Below are 22,669 nucleotides of genomic sequence, written 5' to 3' on the forward strand. Positions count from 1 at the left end.
GTCCTGTCATCGCCCTCCGTTCGTCGGGAGGCAAGAGACCGGGGAGGGGAGGAGCGTTCCGCACACCAAAAAAGCGCCCCTCTTCACCGTCAATGGGGCGGGTGCGACGGTGAAGAGACGCGAATTAATCAGGTCGATTTTTGGTTCCGCGTTCAGGGCTGTCGCCGTGTCAGCAGGAGCCTCTCAGATGAACCTGCTGCCAGCCCTCCGTGGCCTCGCGGACCTTCACATTGTGGGTCCGGGTCTCGACGACGGCGGGCACATGGCGGGCAATCCGCCGCTCCGGGGCGACCAGCACCCGTTCCTTCACCGTGCGGTAGCGGGCCGGGACATGAAACTTCCTTACGCTTGCGGGCTGCACGACCACGGTCTCGTGGGTGACGCCATAGCGGGCGGGTACGACTTCGGTCCATTGGCGTCCGGGGTGGACGAGAACCCTCTTCGCCTGCTTCGCGTAGCGCGGCGGCACCGCAACGCGGCAATAGACGCGTTTGCCGTGGATGATGCGCCATTCCCAGCGTTCGCCGCCCGGATGGACAAGCACCTTCTCGTAGACCGTGCGGTAGACCGGCGGCGAGGAGCGATGGATCACGCGCTCGGGTGACAGCAGAACCTTCTTGGCGACGGTTCGGGTCACGGCCGGAATATGCTCCACCGCCACGCGCGCCGGCTCCACGAGAACCTGGCGTTCTTCATAGCCGTACTGCGCCGGCACCACGTCGTGAACGGTTCTCGCCGGGCTGACGACGACCGTTTCGTGCCTCGTTTCATAAAGAGCCGGTTGATGGACGGGCTGATAACATGCAAGCGACCCGCCCCCGCCCGAAAAGGCTGGTGTGACGGCCGAAAGCAGGCTGCTTGTCACGGTGACCAAGGTGATCGCGATATTGGCACGCATGCGCCGCTCCCTGTCCATCAATCCTTTGATTGTTGCAAAGTATAGCACGCGATATTCGAATTGGTCGCCGCGTATTCCACAGATTTTCATTGGTATTAATCTCTAAAATTCGAAATATATTCTATAAGTATTCGAATGCTCTTGGGGGTTTCTGCCCAGTCGGGTCGTGATCGTTCGCGTCGAGGGCGCGTCCGGCTCTTTCCTTGTCGTGGGACCGGCGGAAACGAAGCGCGAAGGCCCCTCGGCAATGCCATCCGGACGCTTGCGCCGATTTCTCGCCGCGACTATGGAACGGGCACGTGCCATCGGCGCGAGACGGATGAGGGACAGAATGACGGCCATGGATTTCGAAGCGGCCCGCATAAAGATGGTCGACAATCAGATTCGAACCACGGATGTGACCAGCCACGATATTCTTAAGGCGTTCCTCCAGGTCCCGCGGGAGGAGTTCATGCCCGGTTCGCGGCGGACCCTCGCCTATATCGACGAGGATGCACCGCTGGGGGACGGTCGTTTCGTCATGGAGGCCTCGCCCCTTGCCAAGCTTTTGCAACTGGCGACCATCCGTCCCGACGACGTGGTTCTCGATGTCGGATGCAACACCGGGTATTCGTCGGCGATCCTGTCCTATCTGGCCGGCTCCGTGGTGGCGCTCGAGGAAAAGCCCGAGCTTGCTGCGGCTGCGACGGAGAATCTCGCGCGCCTCGACTACGTGACCTGCGCCGTGGTCGAGGGGCCCCTGGTCGAAGGATACGCCTCCGAGGCACCCTACGACGTCATCATCTTTCAGGGCTCCGTCGAGACCCTCCCCGAGACGTTCTTCGAGCAGATGAAGGACGGCGGCCGCATGGTCGTCGTGCGCGGTGTCGGCAATGCCGCGGAGGCGATGCTCTACGTCAAGGACGAGCATGGTGTCGTCTCGGAGCGCTTCGGCTTCAACTGCTCGATTCAGCCGCTCCCCAGTTTCCGGAAGGCGCCTGAATTCGTCTTCTGACCCCTGGGCGCGTCGTTGCAGAATTGCCGCGCTCGGGCAAAAAGGCAGGAGGGGTTAGCAAAACCAAAATGACTTCGTGCCATATTCAGTGACAATAAGGGCTGGGGGAACTGGCTCTGGGGTGAATGCGCGCCGTGGCGTGCGTCTCCATTGTATCGCGTTACGGCACGGAGTTGTTATGGTGCTGAAGAAACTCTCCTTTCTAGCCCTTCTGTCGGCTTCGATCGTAGCGGGTCTTGGGCAATCGGCGGGCGCCGAGACTCTGGCTCAGGCGCTGGCGAAGGCTTACTCCAACAATCAGAACCTCAATGCCGCCCGCGCTCAGCTCCGGGCGACGGATGAAAACGTGCCCCAGGCGAGAGCAGGGCTGCGTCCGACCGTGGCCGCCGTCGGCTCGACGACTGCGTCACGGAGCCACACGACCTTCGGCGACGGACTGCCGTCCCAGAGAAACCGCACCTATACGGGCAGTATCGGCATTCAGATCAACCAGACGATCTTCGACGGCTTCCAGACGCCAAATAATGTCCGTGCCGCCAAGGCGCAGGTGCGCGCTTCCCAGTACAATCTTTCCAACACCGAGCAGAACACGCTGCTCGACGCGGCGACGGCCTATATGAACGTCATCCGCGACCGGCAGATCGCCGATCTGCGTCGCCAGAACCTCGGCTTCCTGAACGAACAGGTGCGCGCAGCTCGTGCCCGTTTCGAAGTGGGCGAGGGTACGCGCACCGACGTTGCCCAGGCCGAGTCGCAGCAGGCGCTCGCAACCGCGCTTCTCAACAGCGCGCTGGCGCAGGTCGCTTCGAGCGAGGCGACCTATTTCGACGTGGTCGGCGATGCGCCGGGCAGCCTCGCCCCGGCCAATGCGCCGTCCCGCCAACTGCCGAATTCCGTCGCCAACGCTTATTCGATCTCGCAGCGTCAGCATCCGGCGATCCTGGCGACCCTGGCCGCAGTGGACGCGGCCGCGTTTCAGGTCAAGTCGGCCGAGGGGGCGCTCCTGCCCACGGTCAGCGTGACGGGCGAGGTGGCGAACGACTACACGATGACTGACACGGACCCGAATCCCGGTTCGCTCCCAGGCGTGGATGTGAACACCCAGAACCAGGTTTCGGCCACGATCGGCGCGCAGATCCGCATTCCGCTCTATCAGGGCGGTGCGGCCAGTTCGGCGGTCCGCCAGCAGAAGGAAGTGCTTGGCCAGCGCCGCATCGAGGTGGATGGAACCCGTGACCAGGTTCGGGCCGCCGTGGCGACATCCTGGGCGCAGCTTCAGGCTGCGCGGGCCAACATCACCGGCTACCAGGCGCAGGTCCGGGCCGCCCGTCTCGCGCTCGACGGCGTCATCGAGGAGCGCAATGTCGGCCAGCGGACGACGCTCGACGTCCTCGACGCGCAGGCCGATCTGATTTCGGCGCAGATCCTTCTCGCCGGTGCCGAGCGCGACGAGGTGGTGGCGGGCTACTCGCTTCTATCGTCCGTGGGGCTCTTGTCTTCCAAGAACCTGCAGCTGGCGGCAAGCGAATATGATCCCAACGACCATTACATCGAGGTCGAAGACAAGTGGTTCGGGTTGCGGACGCCGGACGGCCGCTGAAGCTCTCACATCGGCGGACAGACCTAGGCCGGCGGTTCTCGTGACCGCCGGCTTTGCTTTTGCCGGCGCGAACTGTGCCGTTCCCGCAACGCCGACGATAACGCCTGGCAAAGAATCTTGTGAAAGAACGGTTTCGTCGCCTGTCGGGATTCACCTGAAAGTTCATCCGACATAGGCTTCACGCATGATTCGGTCGATAAACGTTAAATATCGCCTAACATGCGGGAGCCATCCATGAGCAACGCGCTGCCGGCCAAAGATCAGTCGATGGACGAGATTCTCGCCTCGATCCGCCGGATCATCGAAACCGGAGACAAGCGGACTTCGCCGTCTGCTGCACGTGCCGCCGCGTCGGCGTCGAAGCCGGCTCCGGCCGCGTCGTCGGACGTCGAGGCCGCCGGGACGGTCACCGATTTTCCTGCGCCGCGCCAGGAGCCGCCGCGTGAGAATGTCGCCGCGACCGCCCCGCAGCGGACCGCAACGCCTCAGGCCGATCGCCAGTTTACCGCAGAGGCCGGGCGTGCATCTGGAGCCGAGACGATGACCCAGCGTGACGGACTGGACGCGGCTCCGAAGGCGGTCGGACGTGAACCGCTGGAAGCGCGGATCTACGAGAGTGAGGCGCGTGAGTTCGATTCGCTGGCCGGTCTGGACGAGGTCGGGCTCGCCGACGCCACTGTCGCCATGCACAGCGTGCCGTCCGAGGCCGCCACGCCGGGGCGGACCGAGACGCCGGCTCGGGTCTCGGCCAATGCGCCGCGCAGCATAAGGCGCCCTGCGCCAGCCGAACCAGAGCCCCTTCCGCAATGGCCGGAAGCGGTGGCCGCCAACGATCGCGCGGCCGATTTCGCTGCGGAAATGTTTCTCGACGAGTTCGACGAGGAAGGGTTCGCGAGTGATCTTCTGAACGATGTCGAGGCCGTTGAAGAGCCGGCGACAGCACTCGAATCGGCGTCTCAGGCCGATTGGTCGGAGTATGCCGACGGCGTCCCGGCTGTCGAAGACGCGGTCGCCGTGTCCGAGCCGACCGACACGATCTCCGATGCCAAGGCGCTTGCCGCGGCGACGGACAGTCTCAACGTCGCTCACGCCCTGATCTCCCAGGAAGCGGGAGAGCGTGTCGCCGCCTCCTTCTCGGATCTCGCTTCCGCCATCCGCGACGAACATCTGCGCGAAGTCGACGGCGTGGTTCGCGAGATGCTGCGTCCGATGCTTCAGGAATGGCTCGACGAGAATCTTCCGCGTATGGTCGAGCACATGGTGCGCGAGGAAATTTCGCGGATCGCCCGCGGCAATCGCACCTGATCCCAAATTGCATCCATGAAGCTTTGACGGGCGCGGTGTGGAGACATGCCGCGCCCTTCTTGCGTCCGGCTCTGCGTTGACAGCGAGTAGCCCGCGTGGCTAACCGAATGCCAACGCGAGAAAAACGCCTTCTGGACATCTCATGATCGACAAGACCTACGACGCGGCGACCATCGAGCCGCGGATCGCTGCCCGCTGGGAAGAGGCGAATGCGTTCGCCGCAGGCGCCGGCGCCAAGGAAGGCGCCGAGCCCTACGCCATCGTCATCCCGCCGCCCAACGTCACCGGCTCGCTCCATATGGGCCACGCGCTGAACGATACGCTGCAGGACGTCCTGATCCGGTTCGAGCGCATGCGCGGCAAGAATGTGCTCTGGCAGCCGGGTCTCGATCACGCCGGCATCGCGACCCAGATGGTCGTCGAGCGCCAGATGGCGGCGAGCGGGGAAAACGTCACCCGCCGCGAGCTCGGCCGCGAAGCCTTCGTCGATCGCGTCTGGCAGTGGAAGGCGGAATCGGGCGGCGTCATCCTGAAGCAGCTGCGCCGGCTCGGGGCCTCCTGCGACTGGTCGCGCGAGCGGTTTACGATGGACGAGGGCCTGTCGAAGGCGGTGCTGCACGTCTTTGTCGAGCTCTACCGCAAGGGCCTGATTTATCGCGGCAAGCGCCTAGTCAATTGGGATCCGAAGTTCGAGACGGCGATCTCCGACCTCGAGGTGGAGAACCGCGAAGTCGACGGCCATATGTGGCACTTCAAGTACCCGCTGGCCGGCGGCGAGACCTATGAATATGTCGAGAAGGACGCCGACGGGAACGAGACCCTGCGCGAGACCCGCGACTACATCTCGATCGCCACGACCCGGCCAGAGACCATGCTCGGCGACGGCGCGGTCGCCGTTCATCCGGACGACGAGCGCTATCGCCCGATCGTCGGCAAGCTCTGCGAGATTCCTGTCGGTCCGAAGGAGCATCGCCGGCTGATTCCCATCATCACCGACGAGTATCCGGACCCCGATTTCGGATCGGGCGCGGTGAAAATCACCGGCGCCCACGATTTCAACGATTATCAGGTCGCCAGGCGCAACGACATTCCGGCCTATCGCCTGATGGACGAGACGGCGGCCATGCGCTCGGACGGTGAACCCTACGCCGAGGCAGCAAGCCGCGCCGCCGAGATCGTCCGCTCGGGCGAAACGCCCGATGCCTCCGTGGTCGACGAGATCAATCTCGTGCCGGACGAGTTCCGCGGGCTCGACCGTTTCGCGGCGCGGGAAAAGGTCGTCGCCGAGATCGACGCCGAAGGGCTGATGATCACGGTCGAGGACAAGAAGATCATGCAGCCTTTCGGCGACCGCTCCGGCGTGGTTGTCGAGCCGATGCTGACCGACCAGTGGTTCGTCGACGCCGAGACGCTGGCAAAGCCCGCGATCGCCGCCGTCAGGGACGGGCGCACGAAGTTCGTGCCGGAAAACTGGTCGAAGACCTATTTCCAATGGATGGAGAACATCGAGCCTTGGTGCATCTCGCGCCAGCTCTGGTGGGGTCATCGCATCCCGGCCTGGTACGGCCCGGATGGGACGATCTTCGTCGAGAAGACCGAGGAAGCTGCGGTCGCCGCGGCGCTCGCCCATTACGTTACCAACGAGACGATCACCGACGAGGATGCGCGGGCGATGGCCGCGGATCCCGCCAAGCGGGACGGCTTCCTGAAGCGCGACGAGGACGTTCTCGACACCTGGTTCTCTTCTGCCCTCTGGCCGTTTTCCACCCTCGGCTGGCCGGACGAGACGAAGGAGCTCAAGACCTATTATCCGACCTCGGTGCTGGTCACCGGCTTCGACATCATCTTCTTCTGGGTCGCCCGGATGATGATGATGGGGCTCGAATTCATGGACGAGGAGCCGTTCGGCACGGTCTATGTCCATGCGCTGGTGCGCGACAAGAGCGGCGCCAAGATGTCGAAGTCGAAGGGCAACGTCATCGACCCGCTGGACCTGATCGAGGAATTCGGCGCCGACGCCCTGCGCTTCACCCTCGCGATCATGGCGGCCCAGGGCCGCGACGTGAAGCTCGACCCGCAGCGCGTCGCCGGTTATCGCAATTTCGGCACCAAGCTCTGGAACGCGACCCGATTTGCGGAGATGAACGGTGCGGTCCATGGCACCGAGGTCAGCCCGCACAGCCTGACATTGCCGCTCAATCGTTGGATCGTGACGGAGCTCGCACGGGTCATCGCAGAGACAAATGAAGCGTTGGCTGCCTACCGCTTCAACGACGCAGCGAGCGCGCTCTACAAATTTGTCTGGAACCTCTTCTGCGACTGGTATCTCGAACTGACCAAGCCGACGCTTTCCGGCGAGGACAAGGATGCTGCCGACGAGGTGCGTCACGTGACCGGATTCGTGTTGGATCAGGTCTTCGCACTGCTTCACCCGTTCATGCCCTTCATGACCGAGGAGCTCTGGGCGGTTACGGCGGGAGACAATCAGCGGAAAAGGCTGCTCTGCCATGCCGCGTGGCCGACGCTCGACTTCGCCGATACCGAAGCGGCCGACGACATCAACTGGCTGGTCGATCTCGTCTCGGCGATTCGTTCGATCCGCGCGGAGATGAACGTGCCGCCGAGCGCCGAAGCCGAACTCGTGGCGATTGATCCTGGCGCTGAGACCACCGGTCGGCTCGCGCGTCACGATCTCCAGCTTCGCCGGCTGGCGCGTCTCGCTTCGGTTTCGACAGCAGGGGAGGCTCCGGCCAACTCGGCGCAGATCATCGTTGCCGGGACGACTTTCGCCCTGCCGCTCGCCGGCATGATTGACATCGAGGCCGAGCGCGCGCGCCTGACCAAGGCGAAGAGCAAGGCCGACGGAGAGATCGCCCGGATCGACAAGAAGCTTGCCAACGAGCGCTTCGTCGCCAACGCGCCGGAGGAGATCGTCGAGCAGGAGCGCGAGAAGCGGGAAGCCTATCAGCTCGAATCGGAAAAGCTTGCCGGCGCCCTGCAATGTCTCGGTTGAGGCCACCATCGACATGACGTCGGCCGCTTGAAACAAGTGGGGGCATCGTCTTCTGTGCGCTTGGTGAAAAGATCGCGTCGAACCGGACTCGAGTTTCGGTTTGATCCTTCATACCGTGGTCTCGTGAACCGCTTCGGGCGACCTCCGGGTCTTGCGACGACTCGCGAGACTTTTTTGTTTCGGGCAATTCTTCGAATCGTCTTCGATGCAGCGCTCGTTGCTTCGTGCCTCGGGGCAATCCGTGGCGGCATATGGCGGATTTGTGACATTGCGGACACGCTCTGCCGCAAAATATTGCAAAAAGTCCCGCCTTGCCTCCGTGTCATGCAACTTACCCAGCGTCACAACCCTGGCGTTTTGACGCTTACGTAAGCGACAAGATTTTCGATTTCTCAAGTTCTTCGCAGAAGAATCAGGTTTCTTTCCAATTGAACCGATGTCGCAAGCTGAAGAACTGCATCATCGAAGCGTGGCTTACCGGGTTTTGCGATTCCGATTTATGCTGACGCAAGCGCCGTTCGATAAACGAAGGGTGCGCATCAGTGGGGGGAATTCCATGGCAGTTTGCCGCAAGACCATTTCGATCGCCGCCTTGATGACGGTGGCGCTCAGCTCCAGCGCGCTGGCCGGCGGCTTTCAGCGCGGGACGGCCGACACCGACATCCTGTTCGAGCAGGGCACCGTGAACATGCGGGCCGGCGTGACGTATGTGTCGCCTCAGCGCGGCTTTGACTCGGTCAATGGGGTCAGCGGCAATTTCGACGACTACACCGGCGACTACGTCATTCCTTCCTACGCACTGGCATTCGGCAACGAGACGTTGGCCTGCGCCGGCACGGCGACGGAATCCTTCGCGGCCGAAGCTGACTATACCGATCTGCCGGGAGGCGCGCTTCCCGCGCAGGTCAGCTCGACCCAGAGCACGTCGAACGTCGACCGCCTGAACTTCGCAACGGCTACCTCCACCTCGCGGACAGCTCGGCTGGCCTTTGACTCGACGGAACTCGGCCTGACCTGCCGGGCCAGCTACACGAGTGAAATGGGGCGCTTCAGCCTTTTGGGTGGCGTCTTCTTTGAAGACTTCCACTTCGAGGGAACGAGCTTCGGTCAGCGCTTGCCATTCGTCGCGCCCGGCGTCCCCGTCGCCTCGACGCGAGTCGATGTCGACATCGACGGCGACTATCAGACGGGCTACCGCATCGGCGCTGCCTACGAGATCCCGGAGTATGCTCTGCGCGTGCAGGCGCTCTATCGCTCCGAAGTGGTGCACGACGACGTCCAGGGATCCGGTACGGTCACGCTGCTGAACTCCTTCATTCCGGGTCTGCCGACCGGCACTGTTCTTCCCGTAAGCTCCTCCCTGAGCGAGGCGGTCAGTCCGCAATATCTCGAAATCAAGGCCCAGACCGGCGTGGCACCGGGCTGGCTCGTCCTGGCATCCTTCCGCTGGACGGACTGGTCGACCAACAACGCCTCGGTCAACACGATAAGCAGCCCGTTGATCGGAACCTCGTCGAGCTACGTGCCCTACCACTGGCAGGATGGCTATACCGCTTCGCTTGGCGTCGGCCACGCCTTCAATGACCAGATCTCCGGTGCCCTCTCCGTCGGATACGACCGCGGCGTCTCGACCGGCGCGGACACGACCTACACCGATCTCTACACGCTGGCGGGCGGCCTCTCCTTCAAGGCCAACGAGTGGAGCGACCTGCGAGTCGGCGGTCTGGTCGGCTACTGGACGGACGGCGAACAGTCGATCTCGAGCGGCAGCTACTACAACGCCACGGTCGGCGACGACGTGGTCTATGCGATCAACGCTTCGCTGAAACTGACCTTCTGAGGCTTGTGCTTTCGGCGACCCGGCGAGACCGGCCGGGCGGAACTGAAACGTGATGAGGGCGTGCTTTCGAGCACGCCCTTTTGCTTTGCCGTGCGGCGCGACTTGCCGGAGGATTTTGCGCCTGTGGGTTCGCAGCAACACTATTGCAGGCGTGCATCGAATATACTCGGTCCAAGGTGGTGGCGCCCCGTTGCCGCCACAAAACACCGGCACCTCGGCCAACAGCCGACCACTGGCGGAGAGATCGGTGAGACGACGAGGGGGATGACATGGACGCGCGTTCGATCGACAAGGCACGGCTACCCAGCCGTCACGTGACGGAGGGGCCATCCAAGGCTCCGCACCGCTCATACTTGTATGCGATGGGTCTTTCGAAAGAAGAGATCCATCAGCCGCTCGTCGGCGTCGCGTCCTGCTGGAACGAGGCCGCGCCCTGCAACATTTCGCTGATGCGCCAGGCGCAGGTCGTCAAGAAGGGGGTGACGGCCGCGAACGGGACGCCGCGCGAATTCTGCACCATCACCGTCACCGACGGCATCGCCATGGGCCATCAGGGCATGAAGTCCTCGCTGGTCTCCCGCGATCTCATCGCCGATTCGGTCGAGCTGACCATGCGCGGTCACTGCTATGACGCGCTGGTGGGACTGGCCGGCTGCGACAAGTCGCTTCCCGGCATGATGATGGCGATGGTGCGGCTGAACGTGCCGTCCGTCTTCATCTATGGCGGCTCGATCCTGCCCGGCTCCTTCCGGGGCCAGCAAGTGACCGTTCAGGACATGTTCGAGGCCGTCGGCAAGCATTCGGTCGGCACGATGTCCGACGAAGACCTCGACGAGATCGAGCAGGTGGCGTGCCCGTCCGCCGGCTCCTGCGGCGCGCAGTTCACGGCGAACACCATGGCGACGGTCGCCGAGGCGATCGGCCTGGCGCTGCCCTATTCCTGCGGCGCGCCGGCCCCTTATGAGATTCGCGACCGGTTCTGCTTCGCCTCCGGCGAAATGGTGATGGAGCTCGTCGCCCGCAACATCCGGCCGCGGGACATCGTCACGAAGAAGTCGCTGGAGAACGCGGCGGCCGTGGTCGCGGCAACCGGCGGCTCGACCAATGGCGCGCTGCATCTGCCGGCGATCGCCCATGAATGCGGTATCGAGTTCGACCTCTTCGACGTTGCCGAGATCTTCCGGAAGACGCCTTACATCGCCGATCTGAAGCCCGGCGGGAAATATGTCGCCAAGGACATGTTCGAGGCCGGCGGCATCCCGCTTCTCATGAAGACGATGCTCGAACACGGCTATCTCCACGGCGACTGCATGACGGTCACGGGCCGCACCGTCGCCGAGAACATGGAAAAGGTCGCGTGGAATCCCCATCAGGACGTGGTGCGGGAGGCGAACAATCCGATCACCGCGACAGGCGGCGTGGTCGGCCTCAAGGGCAATCTCGCCTCGGACGGCGCCATCGTGAAGGTGGCGGGAATGAAAAACCTGAAGTTCTCCGGTCCGGCGCGCTGCTTCGATTCCGAAGAGGAGTGCTTCAAGGCCGTCTCCGATCGTTCGTACAAGGAAGGCGAGGTCCTCGTCATCCGCTATGAGGGGCCGAAGGGTGGTCCGGGCATGCGCGAGATGCTGGCGACGACCGCCGCGCTCTACGGGCAGGGCATGGGCGACAAGGTCGCGCTGATCACCGATGGCCGCTTCTCGGGCGCGACGCGCGGCTTCTGCATCGGCCATGTCGGGCCGGAAGCAGCCGTCGGCGGTCCGATCGGCCTCCTGCAGGATGGGGACATCATCACCATAGACGCCGTCGCCGGCACGCTCGACGTCGAGCTTTCCGAAGACGAATTGAACAGGCGCGCCGCCGAATGGCAGCCGCGCGAGACCGACTACACGACCGGTGCGATCTGGAAGTATGCGCAGCAAGTGGGCACGGCCCGCAAGGGCGCGGTCACCCACCCCGGCGGCGCTGCGGAAAAGCACTGCTATGCGGACATTTAAGCGCTTCTCTCTTTCTTTCGCACTGGCCGGGGCGCTCCTGCTTTCGGCCGGGCAGGGGGGCTTCGCCCTCGATCCCGAAGCCCAGGTCGACCCGGATGCCGGGCCGCTCGAACTCTTCTCCTTCGGCTTCAAGGCCTACAAGCGCGGCGAAAAGCTCGAAGCCTTCGAGGCGTTGCGCTACGCCGCCGACAAGGGACACCCCGGCGCGCGCTGGAAGCTCGGCAAGATGTATGCCGAGGGCGACGGCGTGCCGGAGAACGACTACGAAGCCTTCAAGATCTTCGAACAGATCGTTCGGGATCAGGAGGAGGAGCAGGGCAGCTACGTCAACGCGGCCTATGTCGCGAGTGCCGTCGTGGCCCTGGCCGACTATCTGCGCGTCGGCATTCCCAACAGCCCGGTGACGACCGATCTGCCGCGGGCGCGGCAGTTCTATTTCCACGCAGCGTCCTTCTTCGGCGACGCCAAGGCCCAGTTCGAACTCGGTCGCATGACGCTTTACGGCGAAGGCGGCCGCGCCAATCCGCGCCAGGCGGCACGCTGGCTGAAGCTGGCTGCGGAAAAGGGCCATGTGGGCGCCAAGGCGCTGCTTGGCTATCTCCTGTTCGACGGCGAGAAGATCTCGCTTCGGGCCGAGCCGGTGCGCGGGCTTGCCATGCTGACCATGGCCCTGAAGCTCGCCGGCCCGGGTGACGAGAAGTGGATTCGCCCCTTGCAGGAGGAGGTCTTCTCGATTGCCACGGAAGAGGATCGCCGCACGGCGCTTGCCTATGCGGAGCAGCAGCTGGCCTCGGCGGGGACGGTCGCGAGCGCGAAGAACTGAACGCTGCAGCCTTGGCGCGTTTCACGATGTGACGCGCCTCGGATGCACTGCAGGTCTTTTATTCCCCCCGGCAGCGGTCTGCGATTGCTGCCGAGGTATCACCGTTCCTGTCTCGCCCACGCTACGCCAATCCCCGGCATGAAACCCCGGGTCGGCTTGCACCAAACCTTTCGGATCGGCCCCGTATATCGGCTGACCATCTTGTCGGAAGTCAGCAGCAGGAATCCTTCCGAACTGGCTTGCGCGATCAGCAGACGGTCAAAAGGGTCCTTGTGAATCAGGGGCAAAGCGCCTGTCGACACCACATGCTCGCTTGTGATCGGCAATTCGCGCCAGCCATTGTCGAGAAGCCCGGCACGTAGCAGGCGTGGGTCCACCACGAAGTCGTCGCGACCCAGGCCCGCCTTGATCGTAATCTCCCACAGGCTTGCAGCGCTGAAATAGAGATTGTTCTCGTCGTCAGCCAGGAGCGAATGTGCTTCAGCCGACAAGCGGTCCGGTGCACCTGCTGCCCAGAGAACGAGGTGAGTGTCGACGAGGAGATTCATTCGGACGTGCGAAAAAGCTCTTCGATCTCGTCACGGCCCATCGCGTCGAAGTCCTCCGGTACGGTGATGCGATCGGACAGAAAGCCGAGCTTCTTCTTTCCCATACCGACCGGGGCATCGACAGCGACGACCTTCACCAGAGCTTTGCCGGCCTTGGATATGATGAAGCTCTCGCCCTTGGCGGCCGCATCCACCAGTCGGGAGAGGTTGCTTTTCGCTTCGTCTATGTTGACGGTCACTGTCATGGCGACGCCAGTCCAATCAAACCCGGTTCATCAACTTGGTCCATCTGGATTCGGAATCCAAGGCGAACCTCAGTCGAATACGTGACGCTTCACGCCGCCAGCTGCACCATCACCGGTACGTGGTCCGACGGTTTTTCCCAGCCGCGGACATGCTTCTCGATTCCGACCGAGACGAGCCGGTCCTGCGCCTCGGGCGACAGCAGCATGTGGTCGATGCGAATGCCGTTGTTCTTCTGCCAGGCGCCGGCCTGGTAGTCCCAGAAGGTGTAGGTCTTCGGCTCGTCGGTGGTGGCGCGGACGGCGTCGGTGAAGCCGAGATTGACGAGGTTGCGCAAGGCGCCGCGGCTTTCGGGCTGGAACAGCGCGTCGTTCACCCATGCTTCCGGATTGGCCGCATCCTCGGGCATGGGGATGACGTTATAGTCGCCGGCGAGAACCAATTCGTCCTCTGACGCGAGGCGATCGCGGGCATGGGCGACCAGCCGGTCCATCCAGGCGAGCTTGTACGGGAATTTCTCCGAGCCAAGCGGATTGCCGTTCGGCAGATAGATCGAGGCGACGCGCAGCCGGCGCGCGCCGATTTCCCACAGGCCTTCGATATAACGCGCCTGCGTGTCGTCTTCGTCGCCCGGCAAGCCGCGGACGACCTCGCTGGGTGCGCGCTTCGACAAGAGCGCGACGCCGTTGAAGCCCTTCTGGCCGTGCGTCTCGACGTGATAGCCGAGGGCCTCGATCGGCGCCCTCGGGAAGTTTTCGTCGACGCTCTTGATTTCCTGCAGGCCGACGATGTCGGGCGAGGCGGCTTCGAGCCAGGACAGGAGTGCGTCCTGCCGGGCCTTGATCCCGTTGATGTTCCAGGTCGCGATCAGCATCCCGGTCAGATCGTAAAGCTGGTGCCGCAGCCGCAGGAGGCGACGGCGTTCGGATTGCGGATCTGAAAGGACTGGCCCATCAGATCGTCGACGAAATCCACCACCGATCCTTCCAGATAGACCAGCGAGACCTGGTCGATCAGCACGCGTGCGCCGTCCTTCTCGATGACGAAATCCTCCGCGTCGTGCTCGCTGGTGAGATCGTATTTGTAGGAGAAGCCGGAGCAGCCCCCACCTTCCACGGAAATGCGCAGGCTGTCTTCGCCATCCGTCTTCTTCAGGATCGTCGCGATGCGCTTGACGGCGCTGTCGGAAAGGGTCACCGGCTCGGAAACTGTCTCGCTCATCGATCTTACGGCGGAGGCTTCGGGGCGTCCGCCGCTCCTTGTTCGTGACAAGCCCACTAGTTATGCACGCCGGAGGAGCCGGTCAATCGCACCGCGACGTGACGACCGGCGGGAGTTGTCGATCCATGGCCGTGACGGAGCGTTCAATGGCGGAAGTCGCAGGGCCGGCGGGCCGAGCGGTCTATGCCGAAGCGCCGGAAAACTCGCGCGGCCGGCTCGTGCCCGAGGCGCAGAGCCCGACGCGCACGCCGTTCCAGCGCGATCGTGACCGGATCGTCCATTCTGCCGCCTTTCGGCGCCTGAAACACAAGACCCAGGTCTTCGTGCCCTACGAGGGCGATCACTACCGCACGCGCCTGACCCATACGATCGAGGTCTCGCAGATCGCCCGAGCGCTCGCCCGCGCCTTTCGGCTGGACGAGGATCTCACCGAGGCGGTGGCGCTGGTCCATGATTTCGGCCATACGCCCTTCGGACATGCTGGCGAGCGGGCGCTCGATCGCTGCATGGCGGCCTTCGGCGGCTTCGACCACAATGCCCAGTCGCTCCGGATCGTCACGGAGCTCGAACGACGCTACGCCGATTTCGACGGGCTCAATCTCGCTTTCGAGACGCTGGAGGGACTGGTCAAGCACAATGGGCCGCTGACAGGCCCTTATGCCGAGGATGCCGAACCGGTCCCGCAGCCGATCCGCGAGTTCGACGCGCGCTTTCCTTTGGCGCTCGATCGCTTCGCCGATCTCGAGGCTCAGGCTGCCGCGATCTCCGACGACATCGCCTACAACACGCATGATCTCGACGACGGCCTTCGGGCCGGGCTGATCGATCTCGCCGATCTCGACCAGCTCGATCTCGCCGGTTCGATCCATCGCGAGGTGAAAGCGAGATATCCGCGCCTCGACCCGTCCCGCACCATCCACGAGGTCATGCGCCGCCACATCACCCGGTTGGTCGAGGACGTGATCGCGACGACGGCCGCCAATCTCGATGCGCTTCAGCCGCAAAGCGCCGACGACGTCCGCAACGCCGGGCGGCAGATCATCTGTTTTTCGCCGGCGATGATCGAGGCGGTCCAGCAGACGCGGGCGTTCCTTTTCGCCCGTGTCTATCGCTGCGACAGCGTCATGCGGGTGATGCGCGAGGCCGAGCGGGTGGTGGAGGCCTTGTTCGAGCGGTTTCGGGCTCGGCCCGACCTGATGCCGGGCGACTGGGCGGAAGGGCTCGCGGGGCTTTCGGACGAGCGGCTGGCGCGGCGGATTGCCGACTATCTCTCCGGCATGACGGACACCTACGCCCTTGCCGAATACCAGCGTCTGTTTGACGCCATGCCGCAATTGCGCTAGCCGCCCTGTCTTCAGTTCGAATGGCGGCGTTTGCGGCGGCCGGTAACGATGCGTTCGGGGCCGGCGCATTGCCTTGGTCGCAATGGCGGCCTGTCGGGCGGCGCGCGGCACCGGTACTTCCGCCATGGGCGGCAATTTGAGGATGGTTCGATGAATATCTTTGCCGACTTCGAAGGTCGGGTCAAAAAGGCCGTGGAGGCGATCCTGCCGGCGGGCGAAGATGTCGACCTGTCCCGCGTCACCGTCGAGCCGCCGCGCGATCCGGCTCATGGCGATCTGGCGACCAACGCCGCGATGGTGCTGGCCAAGGGGCTGAAGACCAAGCCGCGCGATCTTGCCGAACGGATTGCCGACGCGCTCAAGGCCGACCCGGATATCGAGACGATCGGTATTGCGGGGCCTGGCTTCATCAATCTTTCGCTGAAGCCGGGCTTCTGGATCGATCATCTCGCCACGCTTCTGGGCGCAGGGAGCGGCTATGGCCGCGGGCCGGCGACCGGTCGCAAGCTGAACGTCGAATATGTTTCGGCGAATCCGACTGGGCCGATGCATGTCGGCCATTGTCGTGGCGCGGTGGTCGGCGACGTGATCGCCCGGCTGCTGGCCTTCGCGGGCAATGACGTCACCAAGGAGTATTACATCAATGACGCGGGCGAGCAGGTGAATGTTCTCGCCCGTTCCGCCTATCTGCGCTATCGCGAGGCGCTGGGCGAAGAGATCGGCGAAATCCCCGCAGGCCTTTATCCGGGAGACTATCTGAAGCCTGTCGGCGAAGCGTTGGCCAAGGAGTTCGGCGACATGCTGCTTGGCCAGAGCGAGGAGGAGTGGCTGCCGGTCGTCAGGGACCGCGCGATCGACGCGATGATGGCGATGATCCGGTCCGACCTGAAGGGACTCGGCGTCGAACACGATCTGTTCTTTTCCGAGCGTACGCTTCATGCCGGCAATGGCGGCAAGATCGCCGAGGCGATCTCGGATCTGACCGACAGGGGATTCGTCTACAAGGGCACGCTGCCGCCGCCGAAGGGGCAGGTGCCGGAAGACTGGGAGGACCGCGAGCAGGTTCTCCTGCGCTCCACCGATGTGGGCGACGATCAGGATCGGCCCCTGGTGAAGTCGAACGGCGCCTACACGTACTTTGCCGCCGACGTCGCCTATTTCCGCGACAAGTTCGAGCGCGGCTTTTCGGAGATGATCTACGTGCTGGGCGCCGATCACGGCGGCTATGTGAAGCGGCTGGAAGCCGTCGCCAAGGCGGTCTCCGGGGGCTCCGCCGTGGCGGACTGCGTGCTGTGCCAGCTCGTGAAGCTCTATCGCGACGGCGAGCCGGTGAAGATGTCGAAGCGCTCGGGCGACTTCGTCACGCTTGCCGAAGTGGTGGAGGAAGTCGGCCGCGATCCGGTGCGCTTCATGATGCTCTACCGCAAGAGCGACGCGCCGCTCGACTTCGACTTCAAGAAGGTGACCGAACAGTCCAAGGACAACCCGGTCTTCTACGTGCAATACGCCCATGCCCGGGCCGCCGCGGTCTTCCGTCAGGCGGAGGAGGCGGGAATCGCCGTGCCGGACTTTGCCGGAATCGAATCGGAGAGTCTTTCCGGGCTGACCGATGTCGGCGAAGTGGGACTGATCCGAAAGCTCGCAGAGTTTCCACGACTCATTCAACAGGCGGCCGACGCGAAGGAGCCGCATCGCCTTGCGTTCTACCTGAACGATCTCGCCGCCGCGTTCCACGCCCAGTACAATCGCGGTAAAGACCTGCCAGACTTACGTTTTGTTAACCGTGATGATCCCATGATCAGCGTTGCAAGGCTGGGGCTGGTCAAAGCGGTCGCGATCGTCTTGGCGATCGGCCTTGATCTGATCGGGGCCGACGCACCGGAAGAAATGCGCTAGGTCATCACGCTTTGGTCAATTTCCTCGCCTAGCGATCGAAATTACGGAGGTCGGGGGCCTCCGTGAGGGGATAAAGGCGGGGATTTGCATGTCGATGGGGGACACAAACCTGTCCGCTCGCGAGAGCGGCAAGGCCTTCGATGCCGAACTGGACGATCCGTTCGAGGAACTCGCCCGCCTTCTCGATGAGCCGCTCAAGGTGGCGCCGATGCCGCAATCGGATCATCGCGACCCTGCGCAAACCGTGGAAACGACGCCGGCTGGTGAACCAGCGGCCGCAGATCCTGCGGATGAGGACTCGGCGGAGTTCCTTCGCTTTCTCGATGCCAACGGCTCTCCCGATCAGCCGATCGAAGCTTCCGCAGATCCGCAGGAGGCCGCAGGCCAGGAATCCGAGAGCGGCGAAGAGGCCGCCGCGGTGGTTCAGCCCGAGCCTCAAGCCGATCCGGAGCCTCAAGCCGAATCCACGACCCAGGTCGACCTCGCCGCGCATAGCGAGCCGATGATCGCGGCAGCGCTCGCCGAGGAACTGACCGACGCACTGGAGGAAGCGGCGCAGGAAATCGAGAGCGAGGCGGTCGCCGAAGCCTCCGTGGCCGAGCCGGTTCTCCAGAAGCCTTTGCCAAAGGCCGCGCCCGCGGTCCCGCCGGCCGTCAATCCGGCGCGTCCCGCGCCGGCCGCGACCTCGGGTGCCGCCGGGTCATATGCGCGGTGGATCGGTCAGCAGACGGAAACGCCCGCTGCTCCCGCCGCCAAGGCGCCGGTGACTTCCGATCAGATGTTCGAGCAGGCGCTTCTCGGCCTGTCGACGCCGGCCAATCCGCGCCAGCCCACCATTCACCGTTCCGAGGCGTTCGCACCCGAGCGTCCGCAGGCGCATGTCGAGCCCGAGCCGACCCCGCAGGTCTTCGACGATTTCGACGAGCTGATCGCCAGCGAACTCGCCGCCATCAAGCAGGATGGCGCTCAGACCTCGGCCGAACCGGCGAAGGAACCCGGACAGCCGGAGTGGGCTGCCGGCCTCACCCAGGATGACCGCCGGACCGCGGACGAAGCCGGGTCGCATGCCTTCGACGGCTGGGCTCCCGGTCAGGACGAATTCGAATCGAAGCCGAATCCCGCCGTGCTCGCGCGGCGGGCCGTGTCGGGGCGAGGGATCATCGGAAGCCTCGGGCTCGGCGCCCTTGTTCTCATGCTGGCGGCCGGCGGAGCCTATTTCGTTCTCGGCGGTGCCGGCAGCATGGCCGGCGGCGACGATGGCGAAGTCCTGATCGTGCGGGCCGACCCCGATCCCGTGAAGGTCAAGCCCGACAATCCCGGCGGGCGCGAGATCCCGAACAAGAACAAGATCGTCTATGACCGCGTCGAGAGCGGCGACAGCGAAGCGGCGCCCTCCCAGAAGACGCTGCTGAAGGCCGCCGAAAAGCCGGTCGACCTGCCGAAGGCGGCTCCCGTGCCCGATCCGGTGGATCTGCCGGGCGTGGAAATCGGCTTGCCCGACGAAGGCGCCGGAGAGCCGGTGCGCGTTGCAGATGCTTCGAGCGAAGCGTCCCCCATCGCGGTGCTGACGCCGCGTCGGGTCAAGACCTATACGGTTCGTCCGGACGGAACACTGGTGGCCGCCGAGACGACGCCGCAACCCGCAATCGAGAATCTGCGCGAGCGCGGTGCCCTGATCGAGGCGGCCGCACGGCCCGTCGCCCTCGAGCCGCTGCCCGGCGATGCTGCCGGCGAGGGTCAGGCCGCCGCCGACGGTGTCGCTTCGGACGAGGCCACCGGTGAGCCGGCGCCGAACGTCCCCGTGCCGACGGCCCGACCCGGCGCCCGGAACCCGGGTGAAACGGCGCTGCAGGTGGCCGCTGCACCTGAGGCGGAGGCGCCCCTCGCGGCACCGCCCGCGGCGGACGTCGATGCGGCGACCGGTTCTGTTTTGCCGGCGCAGACCGAGGAAGTGCAGGTTGCGTCCCTCGAGCCCGAGCCCGCGCCGCAGCCGGTCCATGATGGTTACTACGTGCAGATCTCCTCGCAGCCTTCGCAGGGTGCGGCGGAATCCTCCTCGCAGAGCCTCAAGCAGCGTTTCAGCGGTGTCATTGGCGGCCGCAGCGTGGTGATCCAGACGGCCGACATTCCGGGCAAGGGCACCTACTATCGTGTCCGTATCCCCGTGGATTCGAGAACCGAGGCGAGCCGACTGTGTGGCGATCTGAAATCCGCCGGCGGCAGCTGCTTCGTGGCGCGCTAGGCGCCGCCGCCGTCTCCGCCGTGGCCGGCATCGCCGGCGCGGCGTGGAAAGCACATTTCCCTGATTTCCCGCGACGGCACCCGGCCGGCCAGGGCGTGCCCGGCGGAGGGGAGTCCGAAGCGATCCCGGAGAAAACAATGAGTGCTTCGAAAGCCTGGATCGCGGCCCCCCTCGGCCTGACACTCAGCCGCGAGGAACGCAGCTTCTTCGCCGACGAGAGGCCCTGGGGCTTCATCCTGTTTTCCCGCAATGTCGATACGGCGAATCAGGTGGCCGACCTGGTCGCCGAGTTGAAGGACGTGGGTGGGCGCGCGACAACGCCGATCTTCGTCGATCAGGAAGGCGGACGCATCAATCGGCTGCGACCGCCGCTCGCGCCGGAGTATCCGCCGCCGGCCGAGATCGGCCGGCTTTACGCGATCGACCCGCAGGCCGGCGAACGCGCGGCCTGGCTGCAGGGACGTCTGCTCGCCGCAGACATCATGGCCTATGGCTTCAATGCCGACTGCATCCCCTGTGTCGACGTGCCGGTCGAGGGCGCCCATTCGGTGATCGGCGACCGCGCCTATGGCGTCAATCCGGAAACCGTGGCGACGCTCGGCCGCGCGGTGGCCGACGGGGCGATGGCGGCTGGCGTGCTGCCCGTGATGAAGCACGTACCCGGCCATGGACGCGGCAAGGCCGACAGCCATTACGAACTCCCGCGTGTCGCAACCCCGCGCACCGAACTGTCGAAGACCGACTTCGTGCCGTTCCGCGCTCTCGCGCATCTCCCGGCAGCCATGACGGCGCACATTCTCTACACCGACATCGACCCGACCTTCCCGGCGACGCTCTCGCCTATCGTCATCGAGGAGATCATCCGCGGCGAGATTGGCTTCGACGGGCTCCTGATGACCGACGACATGTCGATGAAGGCGCTGTCCGGCGATCTCTACGACCTCGGACAGCAGGCGCTCACGGCCGGCTGCGACCTTCTCCTTCACTGCAATGGCGACATGGAGGAAATGCAGCGCATTGCCCGCGCCGCGCAGCCGCTGGCAAAGGATTCGGAGCGTCGCGCTCGTGCCGCCGAGGCCATTCTCGAAACCACCACCGAGACCGAGTCCGTGGATCAGCTGCGGGCGGAATATGCCGAACTCATGTCGATGGTCGGCTGAGTCGTGCGGGTGGTTGCTGCGCCACCGACAAACGGTTAGGCACAAGGCCGTTGACCGGGCCTTGTTCATCGACGATCCGAGGGCTTGGGAGATGCATCCGGAATGGCCTTCGCCGGTTGAAGAAACGCGGACCTGACGTGCTCGGAAATTCGCCAGCCACCCATGACGTCGAGGATGAGACGCGGACGCGCACGAGCGCCGGCGTGAGCTTCGCCGCGCGGCTCGCATTCGAGAATGTGGGGCACATCGTCGGCTCCACGACGATCCTGAACGGGATCTCTCTGGTCGCCGAGCCGGGGGAAATCCTCTGTCTTCTGGGGCCGTCCGGTTCGGGCAAGACGACGATGCTGCGGATTGCCGCCGGGATCGAACGCCAGACCCATGGCCGGCTGCTCCTGAACGGCCGCGAGATCGCGGGCCCGCATGAATTCGTGCCGCCGGAAAAGCGCGGCGTCGGCCTGATGTTCCAGGACTTTGCGCTGTTTCCGCACATGACCATCCTGGACAATGTGCGCTTCGGCCTCAGCGCGCTCAGTGGACCGGCTGCCAAAAGGGAAGCGCTGGCGGGCCTCAAGCGCGTCGGGCTGGACCACGCGGCGATGAGTTATCCGCACACGCTGTCGGGCGGGGAGCAGCAGCGTGTGGCGCTGGCGCGCGCCCTGAGCCCCCGGCCATCGGTGCTGTTGATGGACGAGCCGTTCTCGGGGCTCGACAGCCGGTTGAAGGACGTGGTCCGCACCGACACGCTGCAGATCCTGCGCGAAAGCCATGCCACGGCGATCATCGTGACCCATGACGCCGAGGAGGCGATGCGCCTCGGCGACCGAATCGCGCTGATCCGCGACGGCCAGCTCGTGCAGAGCGGCACGGCGGCCGAACTCTATGGAAAGCCCGCCAACCTCTTTGCCGCCGGGTTCTTTTCCGAACTCAACATCATTGATGGGGAAGTGCGCGGCGGCCGGGTGGTGACGCCGCTGGGGCCGGTCGCAGAGTCGCCATGTCCCGATGGTACGCCGATGACCGTGGCCTTGCGTCTGACCGGTCTGCGGTTGAACGAGAGCGAGAACGGCGTCTTCGGCCGGATCGTCTCTCGGCGCTTTCTGGGCGGGGTGGACCTGATGACGGTTGCGGTCGAAGGGGTGGAACTGCCCTTGCGCTCGCGGATGCGGGCCGGTCTTGTGGCCGAAACGCAAAGAGACGTCGTTGTTTCCGTTGATCCGCAAGACGTTATCGTGTTTGAAAAGACACCTGAGGATCGCTAGCTAGAATGAGGGGCGATCGAAACCGCCCCGAGGGAGATTGGGTATGGGTAGCTTCAGCATTTGGCATTGGCTCATCGTTCTGGCGGTGGTGCTCCTTCTGTTCGGCCGCGGCAAGATTCCGGAGCTGATGGGCGACGTCGCCAAGGGCATCAAGAGCTTCAAGAAGGGCATGTCCGACGAGGAGAGCGAGCCGCAGACCGCGGAGCGCCGGACGTTGGACAATCGCCCCAACGAGACTGTGTCTCGCGAGGCGAACACCGAGAAAACCCCGGGCTGATCGCGTCGGA

At 64.4% G+C, this 22,669-nt stretch carries 18 protein-coding genes; 13 read left to right on the forward strand and 5 right to left on the reverse strand.

Annotated features, from left to right (window positions below; translation table 11 throughout):
- Window positions 1-169: 169 nt before the first annotated feature.
- The gene (locus tag MF134_RS07215; protein ID WP_255338752.1) at window positions 170-898 is read right to left on the reverse strand and encodes a hypothetical protein; all 729 of its coding nucleotides are present in this window, start codon (window positions 896-898) and stop codon (window positions 170-172) included.
- A gap of 340 nt (window positions 899-1,238) precedes the next feature.
- Here MF134_RS07215 and MF134_RS07220 point away from each other — a divergent pair, with 340 nt between their 5' ends.
- From MF134_RS07220 to MF134_RS07250, 7 genes are all read left to right on the forward strand, one after another.
- Complete coding sequence (locus MF134_RS07220; protein ID WP_255338979.1) at window positions 1,239-1,892, forward strand: protein-L-isoaspartate O-methyltransferase family protein; 654 nt, start codon at window positions 1,239-1,241, stop codon at window positions 1,890-1,892.
- Between the two features lie 178 nt (window positions 1,893-2,070).
- The gene (locus MF134_RS07225; RefSeq protein ID WP_255338753.1) at window positions 2,071-3,492 is read left to right on the forward strand and encodes a TolC family outer membrane protein; all 1,422 of its coding nucleotides are present in this window, start codon (window positions 2,071-2,073) and stop codon (window positions 3,490-3,492) included.
- 234 nt (window positions 3,493-3,726) lie between these two features.
- A complete protein-coding gene (locus MF134_RS07230) occupies window positions 3,727-4,797 on the forward strand; it encodes a DUF2497 domain-containing protein (protein WP_255338754.1) in 1,071 nt (356 codons plus the stop codon).
- Between the two features lie 142 nt (window positions 4,798-4,939).
- Complete coding sequence (locus MF134_RS07235; RefSeq protein WP_255338755.1) at window positions 4,940-7,810, forward strand: valine--tRNA ligase; 2,871 nt, start codon at window positions 4,940-4,942, stop codon at window positions 7,808-7,810.
- A gap of 436 nt (window positions 7,811-8,246) precedes the next feature.
- Entirely contained in the window at window positions 8,247-9,650 is a 1,404-nt protein-coding gene (locus tag MF134_RS07240) for an outer membrane protein transport protein (protein ID WP_255338756.1), read from the forward strand.
- 269 nt (window positions 9,651-9,919) lie between these two features.
- Window positions 9,920-11,644, forward strand: coding sequence for a dihydroxy-acid dehydratase (gene ilvD / locus MF134_RS07245; protein WP_255338757.1), 1,725 nt, complete (start codon window positions 9,920-9,922; stop codon window positions 11,642-11,644).
- Window positions 11,631-12,467, forward strand: a complete 837-nt coding sequence (locus tag MF134_RS07250; protein WP_255338758.1) for a tetratricopeptide repeat protein — start codon at window positions 11,631-11,633, stop codon at window positions 12,465-12,467. Before ilvD ends, MF134_RS07250 begins: the two co-directional genes overlap by 14 nt.
- Window positions 12,468-12,565: 98 nt before the next feature.
- Here MF134_RS07250 and MF134_RS07255 read toward each other — a convergent pair whose 3' ends face one another.
- From MF134_RS07255 to MF134_RS07270, 4 genes are all read right to left on the reverse strand, one after another.
- Window positions 12,566-13,015, reverse strand: a complete 450-nt coding sequence (locus MF134_RS07255) for a type II toxin-antitoxin system VapC family toxin (protein WP_369695410.1) — start codon at window positions 13,013-13,015, stop codon at window positions 12,566-12,568.
- Complete coding sequence (locus MF134_RS07260) at window positions 13,012-13,260, reverse strand: type II toxin-antitoxin system Phd/YefM family antitoxin (RefSeq protein ID WP_255338759.1); 249 nt, start codon at window positions 13,258-13,260, stop codon at window positions 13,012-13,014. Before MF134_RS07260 ends, MF134_RS07255 begins: the two co-directional genes overlap by 4 nt.
- An 89-nt stretch (window positions 13,261-13,349) precedes the next feature.
- On the reverse strand, window positions 13,350-14,132 hold the full coding sequence (xth, locus tag MF134_RS07265; protein WP_255338760.1) for an exodeoxyribonuclease III: 783 nt from the start codon (window positions 14,130-14,132) through the stop codon (window positions 13,350-13,352).
- A 5-nt stretch (window positions 14,133-14,137) separates the two neighbouring features.
- Window positions 14,138-14,479, reverse strand: coding sequence for a HesB/IscA family protein (locus MF134_RS07270; protein ID WP_255338761.1), 342 nt, complete (start codon window positions 14,477-14,479; stop codon window positions 14,138-14,140).
- A 146-nt stretch (window positions 14,480-14,625) separates the two neighbouring features.
- Between MF134_RS07270 and MF134_RS07275 the strand changes: the two genes are divergently transcribed.
- The 6 genes from MF134_RS07275 (at window position 14,626) to MF134_RS07300 (ending at window position 22,659) form a co-directional block, all read left to right on the forward strand.
- Window positions 14,626-15,822 (forward strand): deoxyguanosinetriphosphate triphosphohydrolase, encoded by a 1,197-nt coding sequence (locus MF134_RS07275; protein WP_255338762.1) that lies wholly within the window; start codon window positions 14,626-14,628, stop codon window positions 15,820-15,822.
- Between the two features lie 150 nt (window positions 15,823-15,972).
- Window positions 15,973-17,718, forward strand: coding sequence for an arginine--tRNA ligase (gene argS, locus MF134_RS07280; protein ID WP_255338763.1), 1,746 nt, complete (start codon window positions 15,973-15,975; stop codon window positions 17,716-17,718).
- A gap of 94 nt (window positions 17,719-17,812) precedes the next feature.
- On the forward strand, window positions 17,813-19,960 hold the full coding sequence (locus MF134_RS07285; protein ID WP_255338764.1) for an SPOR domain-containing protein: 2,148 nt from the start codon (window positions 17,813-17,815) through the stop codon (window positions 19,958-19,960).
- Between the two features lie 137 nt (window positions 19,961-20,097).
- A complete protein-coding gene (nagZ, locus tag MF134_RS07290) occupies window positions 20,098-21,120 on the forward strand; it encodes a beta-N-acetylhexosaminidase (RefSeq protein ID WP_255338765.1) in 1,023 nt (340 codons plus the stop codon).
- Window positions 21,121-21,257: 137 nt separating this feature from the next.
- Window positions 21,258-22,382, forward strand: a complete 1,125-nt coding sequence (locus MF134_RS07295) for an ABC transporter ATP-binding protein (protein WP_255338766.1) — start codon at window positions 21,258-21,260, stop codon at window positions 22,380-22,382.
- A 43-nt stretch (window positions 22,383-22,425) separates the two neighbouring features.
- A complete protein-coding gene (locus MF134_RS07300) occupies window positions 22,426-22,659 on the forward strand; it encodes a twin-arginine translocase TatA/TatE family subunit (protein ID WP_255338767.1) in 234 nt (77 codons plus the stop codon).
- The last annotated feature ends 10 nt before the right edge of the window (window positions 22,660-22,669 follow it).

This window comes from Jiella marina (genome assembly GCF_024359545.1).
Lineage (GTDB): Bacteria > Pseudomonadota > Alphaproteobacteria > Rhizobiales > Rhizobiaceae > Jiella.